This window comes from Adlercreutzia muris (genome assembly GCF_008831045.1).
Classification (GTDB): Bacteria; Actinomycetota; Coriobacteriia; order Coriobacteriales; family Eggerthellaceae; genus Adlercreutzia; species Adlercreutzia muris.
The window spans coordinates 65114-87074 of sequence record NZ_WAJS01000004.1 but is presented as its reverse complement, the minus strand read 5'-3'; the positions used below and the strand labels follow the sequence as shown (position 1 = coordinate 87074).

Here is a 21961-nt window from a genome sequence, read left to right as displayed (position 1 = left end):
CACCGGCCGATTCGCGGAAATTCCGCGGGCGGCTCGGCAAAGACGAGCACCCCCCCCCTGCGTTCAAACGTCATGGCGCCTCCTCCGCTCTCGTACCTTAATAGCGGCTGTCGAAGATGCGCTTGGTCTTCTTCTCGGACCGGGGCAGCTCGCCTACGGCCACGCCCTTGGCCTCGGGGGTGCAGCCCAACTTCGCCTTGAAGATGAGCGCGAGCTCCTCCTCGCAGCGGGCGAGCGCCTCGCCCTCAAGGGGCGTCTCGAACAGCACGGTGAGCACGTCGTGGCCGTTCACAGCCTCAATCATCACCTGGTACTCGGAGCTGGTGCCGTTGGTGGCCTTGATGACCTCCTCCACCTGGGCCGGGAACATATTGCAGCCCTTCACCTTGAACATGTCGTCGGTGCGGCCCGTGAGCGTATCGATGCGCGGATGGCGGCAGCCGCAGGAGCAGTCGCCGGGAATGATGCGCGTGAGGTCGTGGGTGCGGTAGCGGATGAGCGGGGCGCCTTGCTTGCGCAGCGTAGTAAGCACCAGCTCGCCTACCTCGCCGTCGGGCAGGTTCTCACCGGTTTCCGGATCCACGATCTCGATGTAGACGAAGTCGTCCCAGATGTGCATGCCGGCGTGGGCATCGCAGGAGATACCGATGCCGGGGCCGTACACCTCGGTGAGGCCGTAGATGTCGTAAATCTCGATGCCCAGCTCGTTTTGGATGCGGTTGCGCATCTTCTCGCCCCAGCGCTCCGACCCGATGACGCCCTTCTTCAGGTGGATCTTGTCGCGCAGACCGCGCTTGGAGATTTCCTCGGCCAAAAGCAGGGCGTAGGAGCTAGTGGCGGTTATGACCGTGGATTTCAGGTCCTGCATCATCTGGAGCTGCTTGTCAGTATTGCCCGGACCCATGGGAATGGCCAGGGCGCCCAGGCGCTCGGCACCCAGCTGGAAGCCGATGCCGGCGGTCCACAGGCCGTAGCCCGGGGTGATCTGGATGCGGTCGAGGGGCGTGATGCCGGCCATCTCGTAGCAGCGGGCGAACTGGGTGGCCCAGTCGATGACGTCCTGTTGGGTGTAGGGGATGATGACGGGCGTGCCCGTGGTGCCCGAGGAGCTGTGGATGCGCACCACTTCCTCATCGGGCACAGCCTGCAGCCCCAACGGATACACCTGGCGCAGGTCGTCCTTCTCGGAGAAGGGAAGCTTCTCGAAATCGGCCTGGGTGCGCACGTCGGCCACGTCGATACCTTCGAACTTCTTCGCGTAGAACGGCGAGCGTTCCTTGATAGTGGCCAGCTCGTGGGTAATGAGCGCCAACTGCTCTTCGGTCATCTCCATGGGTGCGCGTCTCTCCTTAGGGCACAGTTTTTCGAGTGTGCTCCATTCTAACAAATTCGTAACAGTTAGCGCCTGTGAATCAAGACAATCACGCCGGTATGAACGGCGAGGTGGCGAGCGGAAAGAACGAGAGGGGAACATCCCGGAGAATGCGCACAGCGGCCGCCGGAGGGGAGGGACTCCGGCGGCCGCGGGAGAGAGGCGTCGGCTCGGCTACTCGAAGCTCGCCAGGAAGGGCTTCTCCTGGGCGAGATAGGGGGTGCACAAGTTGGGGTTGGCCACCCACTCGCCGCAAGCCGGCTCGAAGAACTTGTCGATATAGAGGAAGTGGAACGGCGTGGACATGTACTTGCCCAAGAAGGTCATGGGCTCGTCGAAGTCGCACTCGTAGGCGTAGGCCCACTCATCGGTGCCGGAGCTTTCCACCACCGGGGCGAACTTGCAGTTGCGCAGGCCGGGCACATGGGCGCACATATCGTTCATGTGAGCCTCCATCTTCTCCACCATGGCCGGATCGGCTCCCTCGCGAATGCTGAAGAACAGCACGCGATGGCAGGTGGATTTCTCCTTCTCCTGAAGGGTGAGGGTGCCCTCGCCAAAAGCAATGAACTCGCAGTTGGCCACCGACGTGCTGTCGTTCATGAGCGCCGTGAGTGCACTCCAGGCCTCGCCGCCCTTGGCCTCCTCGTAGGCAGCCTGGTCGGCAAAGCCCACTTCGCAGAAGAAGTTGCCGCCGGGCATGGGCGGCTCGAGCACCATATCGGCCAGGAACACCGGGCTCACGGCCTCGGCGGCCGCCTTGGCGTCGGCCACATACTGCTCGGCGTTGGCTCCCTCGGCGAGGGTCACCGAAAATACCGCATTAAACATTGTTGAGCACCTCCATGTAGCCTTCGGGAGCCGAGTAGACGCGGTCGTTGGACACCAGGCGATCGCTCATGGTCGCCCACCACTGCACGTACTCGGGGTTGTAGCGCGTACCCGAGGAGTAGGCCCAGGCTGCCTGCACGATATCGGCCATGGTCCATTCGATCTCGATGATGTTGGAATCGGTGTCGAGCCACATGGCCGGCGACACCGTGACGCGCTTGAGCGTCCAGCCCGCGCCCTCGATGAGCGGCTTCATGTTGGCCATGAAGTCGTCCAGCACGGCCTTGCCGTCGCCGGGTTTGGCCACCAGACGGTCCACGATGTAGATGACGTTCTCCTCCCCGGTATCGGCCAGATCGGCCGCGGGCTCAGACGCAGGTTCGGCCGCGGGCTCGGGCGCCTCGGGCGTCTCCTCCTTCGGCTCCGGTGCGGCAGCCGTCTCGGTGGCGCATCCGGCCAGAACGCCGAGGGAGGCCACCGTAGCGCAGGCTCCGGCGGCCACGAACGAGCGGCGCGAGAGCTGCGATGGGAGTTGTCTCATAGCATATCCCCTTTCTTGACAAAGAATCCTCCAACGGATAGGCTCGGCCCCAGGTTTTTCGCACTATCTTCTTCCACAAACATACTGCTGAGACCCAGGACCGAACCTATTGGAAGCATATCCAGCGGGCCGGAAAATGTCTGTCTCACGAAAGCGGGTACTTCAGCGTTTTCCCTCGTCCAAAAGATATGATTTGCTGATTTCAAGGGAGGGAACGATGCAAATCAACCTACGGGCCCACGGGGTCAACCGCATGCAGGCGGCGAAAATCGCCCTGGCCGATGCCATTATCTGGCTATGGCTGCACCAAGCAAACTACGACAGCCTCTTCACCGCGTCCTTCATCGAGCCGGCCATGCTGGCGCTGCCGAGCTTCGTGCTCAGCGGCGCCCTCGTCATTGGCATCACCTGGGCCCGATGGGATCGCATCCCCCGGGCACTGCGCGTGGGAACCGCCTTGGCAGCCGCGGTCGTGGGGCTTGGGCTCACCTTGCTGCCCCAGCTGCCCGCCGCCCCGGAGTTCGCCCATTCGGCCCTGGTTCTGGGCTTGGCCGTGCTGTGCGGTTTTGCGGCCCTGCTGCGCTTGGAAACCCTCGCGAAGTGCGATGATTTCTCCACCCTGTCTGTGGCGCTTTCGGGCTCATTGCTGCTGTTCTATCTGTTGAACCTGGTGCTCTTGCTCGTCCCCCGGCCCGTCTACGACTTCCTCGTCGTTATGGCGCCCCTGGCCATGCTCTTCGGCACGAATACGCCCGCGCCGTCCTGCAAGCGCCTCGGACCTCTGCCCAAGAAAGTGCGCCTATCGCCCCCGAGCATCGCGCCCTGCCTAACCGGCGCCGCGACGGGCCTGGTGGTGGCCCTCGGCACGGTGTCCATGGCCACATCCCCCGGTCAGCTGTTTGCGCACCCCGCGCCCTTGTTTCTCATCTCCCAGCTGCTGTTCATCATGCTCGGTGTCGTAACCGCCTTCGGCATAGACCTGCGCAAGGCCAGTTACTTCGCCCTGCTGAACTTTAGCTGGGGCTTCGGCATCGTGGCGGGAACCCTTGTCCGCGACCAGTTCCCCCTGATCCCCGAAGCCCTGCTCGTAGACCTGTCGTCCTTCGTCTGCCTGCTGACCCTGGTAGGGTTCTTCGCCTTCTCCGGTGTGTGGATCAATACCTTGGGTCGCACAGCCAGCATGGGGCGGGAGACGGCCTTGGAAGAGGTGGCGCAGGAAGCCGGGCTCACCAAGCGAGAGACCGAGGTGACGGCCCTGCTGCTAGAGGGCCGCTCCCTGCGCATCGTGCAGCAGGAGCTGTTCATCTCCGAGGGCACGGCCCGCACCCACGCCAAGCGCATCTACGCGAAGCTGGGGGTCCATTCCAAACAGGAGCTCATCGACTACTTCAAGCGCCACCTGCCGGAAGGGTAGAGAGCGGCCCTTCGGATGCGGGGATTTCAAGAGAGCGCCTCTCAGGGGCCTGAGCCCAAAGCGTCCCCGCGGGCCGGGGGCCCGAACCCGAAGCGCACCCGCGGACCGGGGGCCCGCGGCCGAAGCACCCCGCGGACTGGGGCCCTGCACCTGATGCGCCCCTTGGGCAAAGGGCGCATCAGGCGCAGGGCCCATTATGCAGATCGGCCCCGCAAAAGCGGGGCCGATCTATGAAAGAGGGGTCGACAACGGTGGGAGGGGGGCCGGCGCCGACCCGCGACAGAAGCACTTAGGCAGTGGCGCCCATCGCGTGGTTCACGGCCACCCAGCTCATAACGCCGCCGGAACCCAGGCTGATGCCGCCGTGCACGTAGGTGCCGCCGGACACGCCCGAGGAGCAGTTGCCCACGGCGTACAGGTGCTCGATGGGCTCGCCGGCCGTGTTTACGACCTGGGCATTCTCGTTAATGGTGAGACCGCCGGCCGTGCCGCAGGTGCCCGGCACGTAGATGGCGCCGTAGAACGGGCCGGTGGCCAGAGGCGCGAGCACCGGGTTGGCCAGGTCGGTACGGCTACCGGCCATGACGCCCGTGGTGTTGATGTCCAGATGCTTCTCGCCGCGGTGGTACACCGGGTCTTTGCCCTGGGCGGCGTTCTCGTTGAAGGCAGCAATCTCGGCGGTCAGGCCGGCCGGGTCGATGCCCAGTTTTCCGGCCAGCTCTTCCAAGGTGTCGGCCTGCACGAAGTGGGCGGGCACCTCGGCGGGATCGGTGGCCTCGCCGCCGTAGGTCTCGTCGAAGTAGCTGCCGTCGCCTTCGCCCACGGCGCCCACAGTGTGCCCCGGCAGAGAATAGGTGGCCCAGCAGGCGGCATCGCAGATGAAGTAGGCGGGGATGTTCACATGGCCCGGCTCGCCGGTGTCATAGTAGGCGAAGGCCTGGTTGAACAGGTCGTAGGGGCCGGCCTCGTTGCCGATGCGACGACCCTTCTTGTTCACGACCACAGCACCGGGCAGGCCGCGGTACATGGCCCAGTCGGTGCCGGCGATCTCCTGGGCAATGGTGCCCTCGGCGATGAGCGTGGCCGGGTCGTCGCCCGTGGTGAGGATGGCCGGGGCGCCCCAGCAGCGGTCCATGTAGGACACGTTGGCGCCGATGGCCATGCCCATGAGCTGGCCGTCGCCGGTGTTGGTGGGCACGGCATTGGTGGCCATGATCTTGAAGGGGTGGTACTTCGCGCGCATCTCATCGTTGTGGTCGAAGCCGCCCGTGGCCACGATGACCGCGCCGGCCTTGATGTTCTGGCCGCCGCAAACCGCGCCGAGCACCGCGCCCGCACCATCGGTAATGAGCTCGGTAGCCTCGGTGCCCATGAGAATCTCGACGCCGTAGCCCTCCATCTTCGCCTTCATTTCCTCCCACATCTGAACGGCCACCAGCGGGCCGTCGGCGTTGGCCGCGCCCAGGCTGCCGCGACCCATGGGAATCCAGCCCTCCATGGGCTCGTAGTAGTCGCCGAACAGCGGGGAGGCCACGAACTTCCAGCCCATCTCCTCGGAGATCCAGTCGATGAAGTCGCTGCCGTTGTCGATGAAGGAGTTCAGCACGGCCTCGTCAACGCGGCCATCGGAGGCGTTCTTAAAGTACTTGACGATCTCTTCCTTGCTGTCGGAGACGCCCGCATCTGCGGCAGCGTAGGTCAGGGGTACGGCCAAGCCGCCGCCCGAGGTGGCCGCCGTGCCGCCCCACATGGTGCCCTTCTCCACCAGGCACACCGAGCCTGCGCCCTTGGCCGCGGCCACCAGCGCGGCGAACGCGCCCGTGCCGGAGCCCAGAACGAGCACGTCCACTTCCTTATCCCAGGCAATGTCGCCGGTGCTGCTCAGCGCGGCGCCGCCATCGGTGCCCGCCGCCGGGGCGCAGCCGGCCAGGGCCGCAGCCCCGCCCAGCGCCAGACTTGAAAATGCAGCGGTCTTCAGAAAGCCGCGGCGATCCATTCCCTTGTTGTCTCCCATGAAATTCCTCCTTTCGGCGAACCGGCGTCCCTGCCGATTCGGGTACCCTTGCATCCTAGGGTCTCTGGGTACCGCCGTCAGTCTCACGAAAGCGGTGATCTGCCCCCAAGCGCTCATCCGAAAGGTATGATTTTGATAAAATCCCCGTTCAGCACCATCGTCAAAAAGCGCGATGATGCGCGGGCTCCGCCCCTTGACAGCTGCCCTTAATTCGTCAGAAAGGGCGCAGTTTGGCACTGTTCGGCGAGAAGCACCGCAGCATACCTGCATGAAAAATCTCCGTTTTGGGAGATTTTTTTCGCGAATTTTTCTCCCAAATTGGAGTTTCTTTTTCGGATTCTCTATAGACAGCCGATGCAGTGCACACAAGATTTTGGGCCGAGGGCTCCGCTGGAAACCCTCGATGCTCGATGAGGCTATAGGCGTCGCTGTTCTGACGCTGCAGGAGACGTTCGAGTAGATCCTACCCGTAGGCGTCGGCGGCGTGGTCGATGGCTTCGAGGTTCATGGCGACGAACTGGGGTTTCACGCAGGCTTGCACGGCTGCCTTCAGCTCGGCCACGGTAAGGGGGATGCGGCCCTGGGCCACGGCCACGGCGAGCAGCATCATGTTGAGCGACTTGCGGGAGCCGGCACCGAGGTGCGCCACGAGCGCCTCGTCATCCACGGGGATGAAGAGAGGCACGGGATAACCGTCCACGCCGGGAGCTTGGGTGTCCTTTGCGCCGGCCGCCCCATCGGCGGCGTCGAGGCTCGCAGCCGTCTCTTCGGCCGCATCGGCGGCAGCAGCCGCCTGCTCGCGCGGGGCCTCGGCCTGAAGCGAGTTCGCCAGGGCCGCCACCACGTCGCCGGCGCGGTAGGGCTGGCTGGCCAGGGCTGCGGTCACGGGCTGGATGGCCGTCGTGGCCGTCACGAGCACGCCGCCCGGAGCCAGGAACGGCAGCGCCCGGGCCGCCTCGCCGGGCTCCAGGGCAATGACCATGTCGGCCGTGCCTGGCGTGATAAGCGGCGAGAACACCGCTTCCCCGTTCGAGCCCATGCGCACATGGCTCGTCACGTTGCCACCGCGCTGGGCCATGCCGATGGTCTCGGCCGTGCGCACCTGCCAGCCCCTGGACTGCGCCGCCTGGGCCAGCACCTTCGCCGCCAGCACCGTGCCCTGGCCGCCCACACCCGCCAACAGAATGTCGATCATCGGGCACCCCCTTCCTCCAGCGAGCCTTCCGCCGCGCCCAGGACCTCGTCGGACGTCTGGTCAAGCTCACCGCGCAATTCCGTCTCTTGGAAATCGTTCCGCTCGTCGGCAAGCACCACGGGGATTTCCCCCGTTTGGAACGGCTCGGGATTCGGAGTGTATATGGCCGGCTCCACGGCCACCGCACCGCCGAAGCCCACGGCCCCCTCGATGGCGCCGAAGGGACACACCTGCACGCACAGGGCACAGCCGTCGCACAGGCTGCCATCCACGAAGGCCTGGCCGCGCTCGCCCGACTTCGGACCGCGCCGCCCCTCGTCGAAGCCGATGCCGGGACAGCCGATGGAGGTGATGCACTTCTTGCAACCGGCGCAAAGCTCGGTGCTAATGCGCACCGGCTCCGCCGGCTTCTTCAGCTGAATGCACGGAGCGCGGAAGATGATGGCCGAGGGCCCGTCGTAATCGATGGCCGCGCGGGCTGCCGCCACGGACATCTCCACGCTGTGCGGGTTCGCGAACCCGATGTGCTGGACGCCCAAGCCGTGCAGCACCTCCTCGATCACAATGGGCCGCCGCTTCTCGCCCATGAGCGTGACGCCGGTGCCGGGATGCGGCTGGCTGCCCGTCATGGCCGTGGTGGCATTGTCCAGAATGGCGAAGGTGACGTCGTGGCCGTTGTACACGGCATTCGCAATGCCCGTGAGCGCGCTGGCGAAGAACGTGGAATCGCCCACAAAGGCCACCGACTTCTTATGGGGCTCCACCACCGAGAAGCCCTGGGCCATGGTGATGCCGGCGCCCATGCACAGGCAGGTGTCCACGGCATCGAGCGGCTTGGCATTGCCGAGGGTGTAACAGCCGATGTCGCCGCACAGCACCGCCTCGCGCCCCTTGAGCGCCTGCTTCACGGCGTAGAAGCTGCCCCGATGGGGGCATCCCGCGCACAGCACGGGAGGTCGCACGGGCAAGGGGCCGTCGTAGCTGAGCGTGCCGCCGCCAATGGTGCGGGCCGCAAGGGCGGCGAGGGAATCAGTCCCTTCGACCTCAGACGAGTAGCGCGAGGACGGAGGCACCTCCTCGCGCGCAGATTCCGCAGACTCGGAAAAAATGGGATACACTTCTGATCCCATTTTTTCCGAAAGCGAGGACTTGTTTGAGCACGTGGAGGCGCCTCCGTCCTCGTGCGGCGAAATTGGAAGGGCAGCCCGTGTTCGATCGAAGAACCGTCCCAGGCGGCCGGCGATGTTCTCGGCGGTGTTCTCGCCGCGGTCGTTGGCGGCACCGGTCAGCTTGCCGTGCACGCGCAGGGGCAGGTGGCGCACGCCGGCCAACTTCTGCATCTCCTCTTCCAGCACGGAATCGAGCTCTTCGAAGACAATCACATCGGTGAGCCCCTCCGCAAAAGCCGCGGCCGTTTCCACGGGGAAGGGATAGGGCGTGCCCACGGCGAAGAAGCGGTAACGGGGCACGGAAATGCCCGCCCGAGCGGCCTGCCGCTCCAAAAGTGCCAGGGCCTCGCGGGCATAGGCCACCGACACGCCGCCGGCCACAATGCCCACGCGGGGCTCTTCAACCCCTGGGGCGCCCGCTTCCGGGGCCGCCGCCACAGGAGCCGCATTTCTTGCGGCCTGGCCGGCAGCGGAAGTGCGGCCAGCTCCTTCCCCGCCGGTGGGCTGCACGGCACCGGTCGTGCCGGTCGTCGCAGCGGAGGCGGCTGCGGCGGCTCCCTCTCCGCCCCCCTCGAACATCTCGTTGAACTGCGCCAGAGCCGGATCGTAGGCGTAATCCCAGGCAATCTGGGCCAGGCGGCGGTTGATCTCGCCGTGGCCCTCAAAGGCCCGCTTGGGGAAGATGACCCACTTCGGATCTTTCTGGAAGCCCTCGGCGGGCAGCGGACGGCCGTGGGTCTCATCGGCCACCTCGAAAAACGTGGACGCATGGTTGATGCGCGTGGTGGGACGCACGATGACCGGCGTGTGGTAGCGCTCCGACAAGTCGAAGGCCGCGCCCATCATGGCAAAGCCCTGCTCAGGGGTGGCCGGGTCGAGCACGGGCACCTTCGCGAAGGCTCCGAAGCGGCGCGTGTCCTGCTCGGTCTGGGACGAGATGGGGCCCGGATCGTCGGCCACAAACAGCACGCAGCCGCCGCCCACCCCCACGTAGTTCAGGGACATGAGGGCGTCGGAGGCCACATTCAGGCCCACCTGCTTGCAGGTGAACAGCACCCGGGCTCCGCAGTAAGACGCGCCCGCGAGCATTTCCAGGGCCGCCTTCTCGTTGGTAGACCATTCCACATGCACGTCCCGGGCCGCGCCGGACCCATGCAGCTTCGCCACGGTTTCCACCAGCTCGGACGACGGTGTGCCGGGATAACCCGCCACCACGTTCACCCCGGCCTCTAGGGCCGCATGGGCAAATGCCTCGTTGCCCATCAGAAGTTTCTTCATAAGCTCGTTTCCATCCCCATTTGCGCGGTCGGTTTCCTTCTCGCCCGTTTTTGCGCAACAAACTTCGCCAGATAGATGCTTCTTCCAGCCGAAACCTCGAAAGAGGCGCAGATTGCGCGTTTTGACGCCCTTTTCGGCCCCAAGCCCTTCCCCGCTGTCTACTTACCGTAATTTGTTGCGCAGAAGGGCCCCATTCAGCTACGAGGCCATCTCCGCCTTCAGGTCGGCCACCTTCTGCAGCATGGCCGGATCGTTCGTGCCCATCATCTGCACGGCCAGGATGGCGGCGTTCTTCGCGCCGTTGATGGCCACGCAGGCCACGGGCACGCCCGAGGGCATCTGCACCATGGACAGCAGCGAGTCCAGGCCGCCCAAATCGCTCGTCTTCATGGGCACGGCGATGACCGGCAGCGGCGTGAAGGCGGCCACCACACCGCCCAGGTGCGCGGCCTTGCCGGCGGCGGCGATGATCACCTTGATGCCACGATCAACGGCGGTTTCGGCCCACTCGTGCACCACGGCCGGCTTGCGATGGGCGCTGGCCACCTTCACCTCATAGGGCACGCCCATGGCGTCCAGCTGGGCCATGCACGGCTCCATGGCCGGCATATCCGATTCCGATCCCATAATGATGCCCACTACCGGGGTTGCCTTTGCCATGGTCGCGTCCTTTCCTCGTGCGCCTGCGTCTGCACTCCATCGATTTGTGCTTCGATCCTCGCTATTATAGCCGCCGAAGCCGGAAGACGCAGGGGGACGGAGATTTCGTTTCAGCCAACGGCCCTCCCCGCTTTTGGACAAATTTAACGGGAACAGCGGAAAGCGCACTGCGCCCCTCCGCCGTGAGCCCGAGGAAGCCTGTTTCCGTAATGGGCCTTTTTGCGCAGCAAACTCCGCGAAATAGACTTCATCACATCGGTCTCGCCTAGAAAGACCGCATTTCCGTTGCTTTTTGCCTTCACTACACCCCGAAACTGCGCACCCGAATCTACTTCGCGGAGTTTGCTGCACAAAATCAGGCACTTCAGAAACTCGCGACCCGAATCAGCGGGCGTTTCCCGCATCGCGGATCTGCAGAGCCGACTTGGCGCCCCCCGGCCATCAGCAAACATGCGACGCACTCGACCTTTCGGAGTCGTTGCAATTCGTTGACGCTTGGGGCGAAGCGCGGAGAAGCCGCCTCCTATGGCCCACAATGAGCGGCATCTAAGTGACACAGAAACCCGTTTGGCATTGCCCGGAAAAGGAGCTCCCATGAGCCAGCAAACGTTTGCCCAGCATGAAGAGCAGAAGGAAAAGCACGTCGAGGATCACATCGGCGACGAAGCACGCGCCGCGCGCGACCGCGAGTACCGCGCCGACCATAGCGAGCACGAGACCATCGGCGACGAGATCGCCCACGAGAAGAAGGCCTGTCGCCGCCAACAGGACGAGACCGATGCCGCCCTTGCCGAGACCGCCAACGCCATTCTGCGCGGGGAATAGGTGCATTCGGACATTTCCCGAAAAAAATTCTTGCACGGGTCCCCTAAGTCGGGTATTATCTACTACGCTCTTTTGGTGATACCGAAGCAGCACCTGCGGGCGTGGCGGAATTGGCAGACGCGTACGGTTCAGGTCCGTATGGGGGCAACCCCATGGAGGTTCAAGTCCTCTCGCCCGCACCACTTTAAAGCACCAGGCCAGCTTGATAAAACGAGCTGGCCTGATTTGTTTCTCCGTCCCCCAGGCGCAAATAAGTCGCAAGTGATCATCCGATCAAATAAACAATAGCCTGGAAACCCCTTTGAGCCTTAACCTCGAAGCTGCCCGGGCGTGACGGAGCACCTGCCGCCATTGGAGCGCGCACTGATAGCTATTCGGCGATAAGCGCAAATGAACGTCAGTTTGATTTCCCTCCCGTAACGAGCATCCCGGCAGCGCGCACCCTTCGCATTGAAAGCGGGACAATGGGAGCGTCGGGGACCCATACCCGACGCTCTTGCCGTCTACTCCAGGAGGTGCGTTGCCATGAAGCACTCCACCATGCCCGCGGCCGCGAAGATTGCCGTCGGCGCTGGCGCTGCGGTCGCAGGCGCCGCGGTCGCCTTCGCTGCCGTGCTTGCCAAGCGCCATCGCGTGCGTGCTACCTGCAAGCCCTTCTACAGCGAGGCCACGCGCCGATTCAAGATTCCCGGCATCAACCACGGCTTCGTGCCCCAGGACCTCTTCTATCTGGACGATGAGAAGACATGGTTGTTCAGCGGATACATGGCCAACCGCAAGCCGTCGCCCATCTTCCAAGTGGGCGAAGACGGCGAGGTGCGGCGCCACGAGGTGCGGCTGCCCGACGGGTCGCTCTACCGCGGACACGGCGCCGCCATCACAGCTTCCGGCCCCTACGTCTTCCTTACCGTGCGCGACGGCTTCGTCGTGCTCGACCGCGCAGCCCTGGCCGCCGCGGCCGACGGCGATACCCTTGAGGCCACCGACCGCCGCGCCATCCCTCTTGAGCCCGCGTTCATGAACGTGCAGAAGGGCATGCTCTACATCGGCGAGTTCCAGCATCGGCTGTTCTATCCCACGCCGAAGAGCCATTGGCTCACCTGTCCCTCTGGCGAGACGAACCCGGCTCTCGTGTACGCCTACGCGCCGCATGCCCACGGGCCCTTCGGCTTCGGCGAGCATCCGGCGGCGGTGTACTCCATTCCCGGCAACGTGCAGGGCCTATGCGTGACGCCCGACGGTAACATCGCGCTCAGCCTGTCCTGGGGCTTCGGCGATGCCGAGGTGCACATCTACGACCCGGCCGGAGCACACCGAGGCGGAAGCTACCTGGTGGACGGCCATCGCTGCCCGCTGTACTTCCTGGACGACGCGACGCTCGTGCAGACGCTGACGGTGCCGCCCATGGCCGAGGGTATCGACGAGGTGGACGGCGAGATATACCTGGCCAGCGAATCGGCGAGCAACCTGTACCTGCTCGGCAAGTTCTACGGCGGCGGCCACGTGTACTCGTTCCCCGCGGAGTAGATGCTAGGCGGGCGGCACAGAGCCCGAACGAGCGGACACCATATCCCCCATGCGAGGCACCGGCGAGAACACCTGCTTCTTGCCGACTTCGGCAAGGGAGAGAAAGCCCATCTGCACGAGCTTCTTCAAATCGGCGCGGGCCGTAACGAGCGTGACGTCATAGCGGCGCTCGTAGGTTGCTGCGTCGATGCTTCCCGACGGATTCATGACCAACTCCATAAGCAAGCTCTGCTGGCGATGGTTAAGCCGCGTATCGGCCGCCAGCGCCTCGCGGCGTCGGTCGAACTGGGCAACCATAGCGTCGGTTTCGCGCTCCAAGTCGTCGAGGCCGCGCTCTAGAAACTGCAGCAGCTGCCTCAGATAGGGCGTCGTGTTGTTGCCGTAGCGGCTGTGGAGGATCGCTTGGCCGAAGGCAAAGGGCAGTTCCTGGGCCGCAGGCAGCCCCAGCTCCCAATCGAGCAGCGCTCGAGAGAACGGCACGAAGGCCAGCGCCCGCATGCCGATACGCTCGAAGAACAGGCGCCGCAGAATGATCTCCATGAATCCGTTCCACCGCGGGAAGGGAAGTTCCTCGCAAATGAGGTCGCAGGCAATGACAACCGCCACGATGCCTTCGGCGCGACCCCGATACACCTCGTTCACACGGGTGCTGATCAGGTCGAGGCACCAGCTCTTCTGCTCGGCGTCGTAGCGCGAAAGCGGGTCGTTGCCGTCGGCGCTCCCGTAGGCGTTATAGCTCGTTTCCGGACGGAGCATGGGCCGATAGGACAGCGCCGCACAGCCTTCATCGAGACGAGACTGGATCTCCCCGTAGAGGGACTCGTCGAAGGCGCGGTCGCAATACTCGTCGAGCGACCGCAAAACGGCGAGGGCGTTTGCTGCCAGACGCTCTGCCGGCGTTGCAGGCGTGCGCGTCCCCGCCGCAAGAGCGACTACCGCATCGGGGTCGATCTCAACCCCATCGCGGGCCGCAGCAGCGGAAAGATCGGCCACGAGAAACGGAGACTTCCCGTAAGCGCTCCGGTATTGAGCCAGGCGGGCGTCAAGGGTGCCGGCAGTGCGACCGCGATGCATCAAGCGTGCGAGCACGGCGCTCATCTCCGAGGAGATGCCGTACCAGGAGCTTTCTCCCACACATGCCTCATCAGACTGGCTAAACGGCATCTGCTCGTCTACCCCCACCAAGCGGACAAATTCGATGACCTCCCACATCGTTTCGGGAGACAAGCCGGCCGGCATGGGAAGGCCCTGGAACTGATCCCAGGAAACAAGCTCTCCGGCATGCCGCGTCACAAAAGCCGCAACCTCCTCGTTGCGAATGAACTCGCTGATGCTCATGGAATCGCTCACCGCAGCCTCACCTCTCCCCGCAAACTTCCCCTGCCCTGTGCGCCCTATAATAGCGCCAGCTTTGCTTCGGAGCACTCCAAGGCTTCTGAAAATTATTTTCAGTTGTTCGCAAAATTGACTTTGAACTGCGCACTTTCCTGAAAATAACTTTTCTTGAAGCCCGTTTTCCCCTCTGCCTACAATGCAGCCGTTCCCTAAGGGACGCAAATCGACAAGGAGGAGAAAGCATGGAGCGAAGGGATTTTCTGAAACTGGGATGCGTTGGCGCGAGCGCCGCGGTAGTGGCCGGTCTTGCCGGCTGCGCGCCGCAAACCAAGTCGGGCCCCACGGAACTTGCGGGCACCAGCGCCAGCGATGTGAATTGGACTGATGAGTACGATGTCGTCGTAGTCGGCGGCGGCGGGGCCGGCTTCTGCGCCGCCATCGAAGCCGCCGAGGCAGGTGCAAGTGTGGTCATCTTGGAGAAATCTGGCACCTGCGGCGGCGACACGGCCCTGTCGAACGGCATGATCCTCGGCGCCGGCACTCCCCAGCAAGCAGAGCTCGAGGGCTGCACCGACGACTCGGGCGAGAAGTTCGCCGAGGAGCAGATCGCCTACGCCCAAGGCTTCGGTGACGAGGACATGATCCGCGAGATGTGCATGGAGAGCGCCGCCGCCGTCGAGTGGCTTGTGAACGACTGCGGCCGCGTATACGCCACGGTGGACGTCGTCGCCCCCGTAAACGCCTACACCGACGAGTTCTACCCGCGCTCTCACTGGGACTACTACGCTCTCACAGCGAGTATTCGCGGCGAGGAAACCGACCCCACGGCGACGCATTTCGGCTGCCTGCAGAAGAAGGCCGACACCTACGAGAACATCACCGTCAAGACCAATACCGAGGCGGTGCACCTCATCACTGAAGGCAAGGAAGTCGTAGGCGTGCAGACCGCTGACGACGATTTCTTCAAGGCGGCCAAGGGCGTCATTTTGGCCACCTGCTCCATTGGCGACAACATGGAGATGGCCCGCGCCCTGAACCCTCAGCAGTACTGGGGCCTGTATCAGCGCGAGGTAAACGGGGCCCCGGTACAGGTAGGTGCGAGCCCCTACAACACCGGCGATGGCATTCGCATGGGTCTGGAAGTAGGGGCCGACCTGGCCCTCAGCGAGGCCTGCGTCATGCTGGACACCCTCTACTTCGGCGGCGTGGGCGAGGGACGCGGCAACAAGGACGAGAACATCTACAAGTCCACGCCGGTTAAGGGCGCGATCATCGTCAATCCCCGCGGCAACCGCTTTGTCCAGGAAGATGCTGACTGGGGCTACATCAGCACCATGCAGTACTTCGAGAACGCTAAGATGGGCGGCGGCCCCGATTGCAAGATCTGGTGTATCGTCGACTCCAACCAAACCGACTACATGGAGCGCGTCGTGCAGTGGATGATCGAGCAGGATACCGAGAGCCGTTTCGTGAAGGTCGCCGACACGCTGGACGAGCTCGCCGCCGCGGCCGAGCTGCCTGCCGATAACCTCAAGCGCACGGTGGAGAAGTGGAACGAGTACTCGAAGGAGGGCTTCGATCCCGATTTCGACCGTCGTACCGACTTCGGCCCCATCGAGAATGGCCCGTTCTACGCAATCCGGATCGTACAGAACCCGCTTGGCGCCTGCGGCGGCCTGCGCACCGACATCGAGACGCGCGTGCTGAACACAGCCGGCGAGCCCATCGAGCGCCTCTTCGCCGCCGGGCAGATCGCCTCGGGCATGTTCACTGGGCCGTTCTACCCCGGTTGCGGCTGGGCCGTGCTCGGTACGGTTCACTGGGGCCGCAAAGCCGGTCGCAACGCTGCCGCCCTGGACGCGCGCGCCTAGCTCGCTCTCCCAGGCCCTACCCACACCCTCCCCTCACGAGGGGCCGCTGCTACGCAACGCAGCGGCCCCTCGTTCTGATTCCCCTCGTCGCTACATTTTGTTGAGGCTTTTCTCCGCTACCGCTCGGGCTTGGAGGTGAGGTGCCAGCCGTTCTTCCTTGCTACCCTTCGAAGGGGTTGACCAGGTCGATGTCCAGGTAGTCGAAGTCCTTCACGTTGCGTGTCGCGAGCACGCAGTCGTTGCGCTTGCAGATAGCGGCGATCATCAAGTCCTCGATGGTAGGTGTGCGCCCCTGGGACAGTGCCTTCTCGTGCAGCTCGGCGCACAAATATCCGCTAAAGGCATCGAACGAATACGTCTTGTCGGAACAGTCCATCACAATGCCCGTAATCGCCTGCCGCAGACGGTCTTTCCGCTTTCCCTCCGGCAGGCGCAACATGCCGAAGTACAGTTCCTTCACGGTAATCGACGTCAGATATACGCAGCCTTCATGGTCGTAGAACCAATCGATCACGTTATCGTTCGGCTGGGGCCGCATGAGCTCGGATACGACGTTGGTGTCGGCGATGAAGTTCACAGCCACCCCCGCACGTCGATTTCCCGCGCGGGATGGCGTATCGGCTCTTCCAGATCGATGCCATCCGCCGCTTGGGCGGCATTCCGCAGGCGCCCCACCCAACCCGTAGATCCTGAATCCTGAAGCGATGCCTGGAGAATAGCCCGGGCCTCGCCTTGCTGCGAGCGACCGTGCCGCAATGCCTGCTCTTTCAGCCTCCGCTTCGTGGCATCGTCAAGATCGCGAATGAGAATATCTGCCATGCTGTACCTCGATTCATTAGGTGATATCGATGATATCACCTTGGAATTCGCATGGCAATACGAAGATGGGGCGATCACTCAACCCGCCTCCTACCGCTCGGGCTTGGAGGTGAGGTGCCAGCCGTTGCAGTAGGGACACTGGTACACGTGCAATAGAGGGGCGCCGTGCTCGGCGCATTCGGCAGCGGTGAGCTCCGCCTCGTAGCGGCTGGCGTAGCGGTTCTTGCGCTCGCAGGCCCTGCGGCGCAAGGCTGCCTCGTGAGCTTCGTCGCGCGCGGCGCGGGCAGCCGATTCGCGGGCGAAAGGGTCGCGGCCGGAATCGTCCCCGAGGCCGAGTTCCGCGAACAAGTCGCCCTCGCCGAGCGATGCGGCGAATTGTGCCTTCTGCTTCTGCCATGCCGAGCGCTTCTTGCTGCCCATGATGCTTTCCCTCCGAACCAAAAACAGGGGCTGTGCTGCCGCGGCCACCATGCTATAATGCGAACAGACGGTGCCCCGTTCTGCCGGGCGGCGTCGGTTATTTGATTAAGCCGGGTTTACTTTCGACAGGTGGCCCGGCTTCTTCTTTGGCCAAACACCGTCCGTCACTCCTTCCTCATCAGAACAAGCCCGATGATTCCGATCACCACAAGCATGAGGTCGCACAAGGCAGTTACCGTTTGTGTGTCCATGGGTAGCTCCTTTCTCGAAGCCGCCCAGGCGTGACGGGGCACCTACGGCCATTATAACGGGAATCGATAACTGTATGCCCACGGCTGTCGGAATATTCACCCGTCCCCTTCTAGAAGCACCCGCAACAACCTCCCCGGAAACTACCACAGCCAACGATCACCTGCGGGCAGCTGTCGCGGCAACCGCATTTCACGAACTTATCGCAACGTTGACGGATGGCCTCAGCGATGAGGACCTAGCCGTCACCTGCCGTACCATGAAAGCCATGCAGGCGAACGTGAACGCCCGCATCAACCCGTAAGGAGCACCCATGAACCGCACCATTTCTCTCACTCGTACCGCTTTCGCAATCCGCGGCTCGCGCGTCCGCCGCGCCTTCATGGCCGTAGCGGCCGCCGCCCTGCTGGCGCTTTCCTGCGTGCTGGCCGGCTGCTCGTCGGGTAGCACGGGCGCCGATAGCAGCACCTCCCCGGCAGCCGACGGTGCCGCAGCCAGCCAGGGCTCCACCCTGCGCGTGGCCATGGAGCTGGCCTACCCGCCCTTCGAGACCAAGGACGACGCGGGCAACCCCGAGGGCCTCGCCGTCGACTTCATCCGCGATTTCGGCGCGGCCTACGGCTACGATGTGCAGATCGAGAACACCGCATGGGACGGCCTCATTCCCGCGCTGCAGACAGGCAAGGCCGACCTGGTCATCAGCTCCATGACCATCACCGACGAACGCAAGCAATCGGTGGACTTCTCGGACGCCTACGCCATGGCCCAGCTGGCTATTCTGGCGAACGCGAATTCCGGGGTGGCTTCCATTGACGATTTGAACCAGCCGGGCAAGAAGGTGGCCGTGAAGACCGGATCGACCGGCGATGTGTACGCCACGAAGAACCTCACGAACGCCGAGATCGTGCGGCTGGCCGACGAGAGCGCGTGCGTGACCGAGGTGGTGCAGGGCAAGGCCGACGGCTTCCTGTACGACCAGCTGACCATCTACCGCAACCACCAGGCGAACCCCGACACCACTGAGGCGGTGTTCATCCCCTTCCAGGATGCCGAGGAATGGGGCATCGCCGTGAAGAAGGGCAACACCACGCTGCTCGACCAACTGAACGCCTTCATCGCCCAGTCGAAGGCCGACGGCGAGTTCGACCGTCTGACCGAGAAGTACCTCGCCGAGGAGAAGAAGGCCTTCGACGAGTACGGCTTCAAGTGGTTCTTCGACTTCGAGTAAGCTAGCCCCATGAATCGCGTACCCGCCATCTTCCGCCCCTTCATCGCTCGCGCCGGCACGCCAGTACGCCCGGTAAAGGCCGCGCTGAACTACCTGGCCGTGAGCATGGTCGTGGTGGCCGTGGTGTGGGCCTCGCTCGCGGCGGCGGGCATCGCGCTGAATTTCGACTTCATCGCCCAGTACCGCGTACGCCTTTGGGACGGTTTCTGCATGACCGTGGGTATCTCGGCGGCGTCGCTGGTCATAAGCCTCGTCATCGGGATTGCGGTGGCCGCCGGGCAAGGCGCGGGCGTGCTGCCCGTGCGCTACCTGTGCGACCTGTACGTGAAGATCATCCGGGGCACGCCGCTCATCGTGCAGGTGTACTTCTTCTACTACATCATCGGCACGGCCTGGGGCGTGGACAACCGGGTGCTGGCGGGCATCATCATCCTGTCGCTGTTCTCGGGCGCCTATATCGCGGAAATCCTGCGCGGCAGCCTGCTGTCGCTCGACGCCGGCCAGCTGGAAGCGGCCCGCGCCGTGGGTTTCACCCGCGCGCAGACCCTGCGCTACGTGGTGGCGCCCCAGCTGGTGGCGCGCACCCTGCCGGCGCTGACGGGCCAGGTGGCGTCCATCATCAAGGACTCGTCGCTTCTGTCGGTCATCGCCGTCATCGAGCTGACCCAGACCATCCGCGAGATCACGGCCACGAACTACAACTTCTTCGGCGGCTTTCTGCTGCTGGGGGCGCTGTACCTGGCGCTCACGCTGCCCATCATGGCCGTAAGTCGCCACTTCGAGAAGAGGCTCGACTATGAGCACTAAACCCGAAGCAGAACTGGGAAGGGCCGCGGACGGTCGCGGCGTCGGAGAGCGCAACGAGGCGGCCATGCCCCTGCGGCTAACGCTGGCGAACCTGAGCAAGTCCTTCGACGGCACCGAGGTGCTGCACGACATCAGCTTCGACGAGGACGTACGGGCACTGGCCATCATCGGGCCGTCGGGCGGCGGCAAGTCCACCTTGCTGCGCATCATCGGCGGCTTGGAGGCGCCTACCTGCGGCACCGTCTCTGTGGACGGCCGCCCCATCGGCACCGACGAGAAGAGCCTGCGCGCCTACCGCGCCACCTTGGGATTCGTCTTCCAAGACAGCGGGCTGTTCCACCACATGAGCGCGTTGGAGAACGTGGCCCTGCCCCTGCGCGTGGTGCACGAGGCGACTCCGGCGGCGGCCGAGGAGCGCGCCCGCGAGCTGCTCGAGCGCCTGGGGCTCGCCGAGGCCGCCGCCAAGCGGCCCGCGCAGCTGTCGGGTGGCCAGAAGCAGCGCGTCGCCATCGCTCGTGCCCTCGCCGCCCGACCCCGCCTGCTTCTGCTGGACGAGCCCACGAGCGCGCTGGACCCCGAGTTCACCACCGAAGTGCTCGACGTAGTGCGCGACCTGGCCGAGGAAGGCACGCGCTTCATCATCGTCACCCACGAGATGGGCTTCGCCCGCCGCGCCTGCGACCACGTGGCCTTCCTCTCCGGCGGCCGCCTCGCTGAATACGGCCCCAGCGAGCGCATCTTCGAACACCCCGAAACCCCCGAGTTGCAACGCCTCCTCAGCCGCCTGCTGGAATGGAGCTGGTAGGGAAATCAAAGAGTCCGCCGGCCTCTGAGCTCCATGGCGCGATCCACCAGTTCCTGCTTGGTGTGCACATCGACCTTTCGGTAGATGCTCTTCGCGTGGGACTGCACCGTGCTGTCGCTCACATACATGAGGGCCGCTATCTTCTTGTAGGTGTTTCCCTCCAAAAGCAACGCGAGCACTTCGGCCTCCTTCTCGGTAAGTCCATAGACCTCTCGCATAGCACCGGCAGTTGCATCAGGACCAGCAGGCGCTTCCGAGCCCAATGACGTTTCCGAAGAAGATGTCGCGCCCGGCAAATAGCGAATCACCAACGAAGACAGGAACACGAAGAGAAACACGCCGAGGGCAAATCCCAGCAGCAGCGAAAGAACGCCCCAGAAGTCGCTGTAAGCCAACCCGAGTCCCTCGGCAATGAGCGGAACGACCAGATAGCTGATGAAGGTGCTCGCCAAGGTGGGCACCACGAACTTCAGCAGAAGCGAGCGCTCGGTCATGGACGCATCGGATCGGGAGTTCTCCAGCAACACCAGCATGAGCAGAAGCAGCGACACGCAAGATTTGCTGGTTTGCATAAGCCCAATGCCCACCGTGAACCAACTCTGCTGGAACAACGTCGCCAAGAAAATGCCGCTGAAGAGCAGCACGATCAGCACGACAACAAGCGTGAACTTAACGCGCTCCAAGGATTTAGACGCAGCAATGAGCGCTATGATGGCCAGTGTCACAATGACGTTGAGCGTGTCACGCACCAGCGTGTTCATCGAAGGCGCGTAGGACGCCGTTCCCGAGTTGATGAACCCCGTGGCAACGCTGCTAACGAGGAAGATAACCAGCACGAGCACATACAGGCTCCGAATGCTAGAGGCGCCTTCCCGGGAGGGAGGCACCGCAGGGCTCGAAGCGATGCAGCAGCCAGCCCTCTTCGCCGCCATCATCCTGCAGCAGAACCACGCGGCACCGGAGATAAGCGGGGCGCCAACGGGCCTTATGAGATTCCACGGCGCAGGTGCATAGGACAAGTACCCCACGAGGAAACTCACCGCGTAAGAGGCCGACATGACGAGCAGGAGTCGTTTGGGAGAAGAGGCTGTCATCTCCAGCAAGAGAGCACCCCACGCTATGGGCAGCGCGACGTAGGCAGCAGCCAGCACTACCACATTTGCGATTACCAAGGCACCGCGAGCGGGCACTGGAGATTCAACAAGCAGTAATCCCAGAACACTTGCCAGCACGCAGGCAACGAGCAGCCCTACCGCAGCCGCGAGGGGCAGTGGCACGGAGAAGAGGCGCTCCCTTCCTGGGCTCAGTGCCATTCCGATTGCCGCAATAGCGGCCAAGACGAGGAAAAGGCACACGCCGCCATGGCCCCACGCCTCTCCCACCCGATCGGGCGAGAGCAGAAAGCCCACCACGCTGTTGCGCAGCATCGGCCACCAGAAGGCCATGCCGAACACCGCCACGATGAAAATGTTGCGTTCCCCCTTTTCCATAGAAACAAGTATAGCGCTGTTCCAGGCAGCGACAGCCCCTCAACGCCGGTGCCCCAGCGCCCAACAAAGTGGTCGAAGGAAAATTTACATGTTTTATGGGAGACGGAAAGC

Annotated in this window: 19 protein-coding genes and 1 tRNA gene; 8 read left to right on the top strand and 12 right to left on the bottom strand. The window is 63.8% G+C overall.

Annotated features, from left to right (window positions below):
• Nucleotides 1-97 precede the first annotated feature (97 nt).
• From F8D48_RS02160 to F8D48_RS02150, 3 genes are all read right to left on the bottom strand, one after another.
• Nucleotides 98-1333, bottom strand: a complete 1236-nt coding sequence (locus F8D48_RS02160; RefSeq protein WP_151429776.1) for a phenylacetate--CoA ligase family protein — start codon at nt 1331-1333, stop codon at nt 98-100.
• Nucleotides 1334-1546: 213 nt separating this feature from the next.
• Nucleotides 1547-2203 (bottom strand): antibiotic biosynthesis monooxygenase family protein, encoded by a 657-nt coding sequence (locus F8D48_RS02155; protein ID WP_135970271.1) that lies wholly within the window; start codon nt 2201-2203, stop codon nt 1547-1549.
• Nucleotides 2196-2744 carry a hypothetical protein gene (locus F8D48_RS02150; protein ID WP_135970270.1) on the bottom strand — a complete coding sequence of 183 codons (549 nt, stop codon included), beginning with the start codon at nt 2742-2744 and terminating at the stop codon, nt 2196-2198. Before F8D48_RS02150 ends, F8D48_RS02155 begins: the two co-directional genes overlap by 8 nt.
• Before the next feature lie 217 nt (nt 2745-2961).
• On the opposite strand from F8D48_RS02150, the gene F8D48_RS02145 reads away from it, so the two are divergent.
• On the top strand, nt 2962-4158 hold the full coding sequence (locus F8D48_RS02145; RefSeq protein WP_236650584.1) for a response regulator transcription factor: 1197 nt from the start codon (nt 2962-2964) through the stop codon (nt 4156-4158).
• Nucleotides 4159-4447: 289 nt separating this feature from the next.
• On the opposite strand, the gene F8D48_RS02140 is transcribed toward F8D48_RS02145, so the two are convergent.
• The 4 genes from F8D48_RS02140 to purE all read right to left on the bottom strand — a co-directional run bounded on the left by F8D48_RS02140 (nt 4448) and on the right by purE (nt 10474).
• A complete protein-coding gene (locus F8D48_RS02140; RefSeq protein ID WP_160324265.1) occupies nt 4448-6172 on the bottom strand; it encodes an FAD-dependent oxidoreductase in 1725 nt (574 codons plus the stop codon).
• A gap of 463 nt (nt 6173-6635) precedes the next feature.
• On the bottom strand, nt 6636-7367 hold the full coding sequence (locus F8D48_RS02135; RefSeq protein ID WP_151429773.1) for a 2-oxoacid:acceptor oxidoreductase family protein: 732 nt from the start codon (nt 7365-7367) through the stop codon (nt 6636-6638).
• Nucleotides 7364-9814, bottom strand: a complete 2451-nt coding sequence (locus F8D48_RS02130; protein WP_151429772.1) for a thiamine pyrophosphate-dependent enzyme — start codon at nt 9812-9814, stop codon at nt 7364-7366. The genes F8D48_RS02135 and F8D48_RS02130 overlap by 4 nt, the downstream gene beginning before the upstream one ends.
• Before the next feature lie 198 nt (nt 9815-10012).
• Nucleotides 10013-10474: a 5-(carboxyamino)imidazole ribonucleotide mutase gene (purE, locus tag F8D48_RS02125; RefSeq protein WP_151429771.1), complete on the bottom strand. Its 462-nt coding sequence runs from the start codon at nt 10472-10474 to the stop codon at nt 10013-10015.
• A gap of 594 nt (nt 10475-11068) precedes the next feature.
• Between purE and F8D48_RS02120 the strand changes: the two genes are divergently transcribed.
• The 3 genes from F8D48_RS02120 (at nt 11069) to F8D48_RS02110 (ending at nt 12826) form a co-directional block, all read left to right on the top strand.
• Nucleotides 11069-11299 (top strand): hypothetical protein, encoded by a 231-nt coding sequence (locus F8D48_RS02120; protein WP_151429770.1) that lies wholly within the window; start codon nt 11069-11071, stop codon nt 11297-11299.
• Between the two features lie 95 nt (nt 11300-11394).
• Nucleotides 11395-11481: transfer RNA gene (locus F8D48_RS02115), tRNA-Leu, on the top strand.
• A gap of 343 nt (nt 11482-11824) precedes the next feature.
• The gene (locus F8D48_RS02110; protein WP_151429769.1) at nt 11825-12826 is read left to right on the top strand and encodes a hypothetical protein; all 1002 of its coding nucleotides are present in this window, start codon (nt 11825-11827) and stop codon (nt 12824-12826) included.
• Nucleotides 12827-12829: 3 nt separating this feature from the next.
• On the opposite strand, the gene F8D48_RS02105 is transcribed toward F8D48_RS02110, so the two are convergent.
• Nucleotides 12830-14176 (bottom strand): Fic family protein, encoded by a 1347-nt coding sequence (locus F8D48_RS02105; RefSeq protein ID WP_151429768.1) that lies wholly within the window; start codon nt 14174-14176, stop codon nt 12830-12832.
• Nucleotides 14177-14403: 227 nt separating this feature from the next.
• Here F8D48_RS02105 and F8D48_RS02100 point away from each other — a divergent pair, with 227 nt between their 5' ends.
• On the top strand, nt 14404-16032 hold the full coding sequence (locus F8D48_RS02100; RefSeq protein ID WP_151429767.1) for an FAD-dependent oxidoreductase: 1629 nt from the start codon (nt 14404-14406) through the stop codon (nt 16030-16032).
• A 160-nt stretch (nt 16033-16192) separates the two neighbouring features.
• Here F8D48_RS02100 and F8D48_RS02095 read toward each other — a convergent pair whose 3' ends face one another.
• From F8D48_RS02095 to F8D48_RS02085, 3 genes are all read right to left on the bottom strand, one after another.
• Nucleotides 16193-16615, bottom strand: coding sequence for a type II toxin-antitoxin system VapC family toxin (locus F8D48_RS02095; RefSeq protein ID WP_151429766.1), 423 nt, complete (start codon nt 16613-16615; stop codon nt 16193-16195).
• Nucleotides 16606-16851: a FitA-like ribbon-helix-helix domain-containing protein gene (locus tag F8D48_RS02090; protein ID WP_151429765.1), complete on the bottom strand. Its 246-nt coding sequence runs from the start codon at nt 16849-16851 to the stop codon at nt 16606-16608. Before F8D48_RS02090 ends, F8D48_RS02095 begins: the two co-directional genes overlap by 10 nt.
• A gap of 90 nt (nt 16852-16941) precedes the next feature.
• Nucleotides 16942-17271 (bottom strand): hypothetical protein, encoded by a 330-nt coding sequence (locus F8D48_RS02085; RefSeq protein ID WP_151429764.1) that lies wholly within the window; start codon nt 17269-17271, stop codon nt 16942-16944.
• Between the two features lie 562 nt (nt 17272-17833).
• On the opposite strand from F8D48_RS02085, the gene F8D48_RS02080 reads away from it, so the two are divergent.
• Genes F8D48_RS02080 through F8D48_RS02070 form a run of 3 tightly spaced genes read left to right on the top strand, consistent with a single transcriptional unit; the run spans nt 17834 to nt 20360 of the window.
• Entirely contained in the window at nt 17834-18748 is a 915-nt protein-coding gene (locus F8D48_RS02080) for a transporter substrate-binding domain-containing protein (RefSeq protein ID WP_151429763.1), read from the top strand.
• 9 nt (nt 18749-18757) lie between these two features.
• Nucleotides 18758-19555, top strand: coding sequence for an amino acid ABC transporter permease (locus tag F8D48_RS02075; protein ID WP_151429762.1), 798 nt, complete (start codon nt 18758-18760; stop codon nt 19553-19555).
• Nucleotides 19545-20360: an amino acid ABC transporter ATP-binding protein gene (locus F8D48_RS02070; protein ID WP_205717308.1), complete on the top strand. Its 816-nt coding sequence runs from the start codon at nt 19545-19547 to the stop codon at nt 20358-20360. The genes F8D48_RS02075 and F8D48_RS02070 overlap by 11 nt, the downstream gene beginning before the upstream one ends.
• Nucleotides 20361-20365: 5 nt before the next feature.
• On the opposite strand, the gene F8D48_RS02065 is transcribed toward F8D48_RS02070, so the two are convergent.
• Nucleotides 20366-21850, bottom strand: coding sequence for a helix-turn-helix transcriptional regulator (locus F8D48_RS02065; RefSeq protein WP_151429761.1), 1485 nt, complete (start codon nt 21848-21850; stop codon nt 20366-20368).
• Between the last annotated feature and the right edge of the window lie 111 nt (nt 21851-21961).

Coding starts and splice junctions, on each gene's coding strand:
- F8D48_RS02140 (WP_160324265.1), bottom strand. CDS start 6,172: ATGGGAGACAACAAGGGAATGGATCGCCGCGGCTTTCTGAAGACCGCT.
- F8D48_RS02155 (WP_135970271.1), bottom strand. CDS start 2,203: ATGTTTAATGCGGTATTTTCGGTGACCCTCGCCGAGGGAGCCAACGCC.
- F8D48_RS02100 (WP_151429767.1), top strand. CDS start 14,404: ATGGAGCGAAGGGATTTTCTGAAACTGGGATGCGTTGGCGCGAGCGCC.
- F8D48_RS02080 (WP_151429763.1), top strand. CDS start 17,834: ATGAACCGCACCATTTCTCTCACTCGTACCGCTTTCGCAATCCGCGGC.
- F8D48_RS02120 (WP_151429770.1), top strand. CDS start 11,069: ATGAGCCAGCAAACGTTTGCCCAGCATGAAGAGCAGAAGGAAAAGCAC.
- F8D48_RS02135 (WP_151429773.1), bottom strand. CDS start 7,367: ATGATCGACATTCTGTTGGCGGGTGTGGGCGGCCAGGGCACGGTGCTG.
- F8D48_RS02075 (WP_151429762.1), top strand. CDS start 18,758: ATGAATCGCGTACCCGCCATCTTCCGCCCCTTCATCGCTCGCGCCGGC.
- F8D48_RS02160 (WP_151429776.1), bottom strand. CDS start 1,333: ATGGAGATGACCGAAGAGCAGTTGGCGCTCATTACCCACGAGCTGGCC.
- F8D48_RS02065 (WP_151429761.1), bottom strand. CDS start 21,850: ATGGAAAAGGGGGAACGCAACATTTTCATCGTGGCGGTGTTCGGCATG.
- F8D48_RS02145 (WP_236650584.1), top strand. CDS start 2,962: ATGCAAATCAACCTACGGGCCCACGGGGTCAACCGCATGCAGGCGGCG.
- F8D48_RS02070 (WP_205717308.1), top strand. CDS start 19,545: ATGAGCACTAAACCCGAAGCAGAACTGGGAAGGGCCGCGGACGGTCGC.
- F8D48_RS02085 (WP_151429764.1), bottom strand. CDS start 17,271: ATGGGCAGCAAGAAGCGCTCGGCATGGCAGAAGCAGAAGGCACAATTC.
- F8D48_RS02090 (WP_151429765.1), bottom strand. CDS start 16,851: ATGGCAGATATTCTCATTCGCGATCTTGACGATGCCACGAAGCGGAGG.
- F8D48_RS02130 (WP_151429772.1), bottom strand. CDS start 9,814: ATGAAGAAACTTCTGATGGGCAACGAGGCATTTGCCCATGCGGCCCTA.
- F8D48_RS02150 (WP_135970270.1), bottom strand. CDS start 2,744: ATGAGACAACTCCCATCGCAGCTCTCGCGCCGCTCGTTCGTGGCCGCC.
- F8D48_RS02110 (WP_151429769.1), top strand. CDS start 11,825: ATGAAGCACTCCACCATGCCCGCGGCCGCGAAGATTGCCGTCGGCGCT.
- purE (WP_151429771.1), bottom strand. CDS start 10,474: ATGGCAAAGGCAACCCCGGTAGTGGGCATCATTATGGGATCGGAATCG.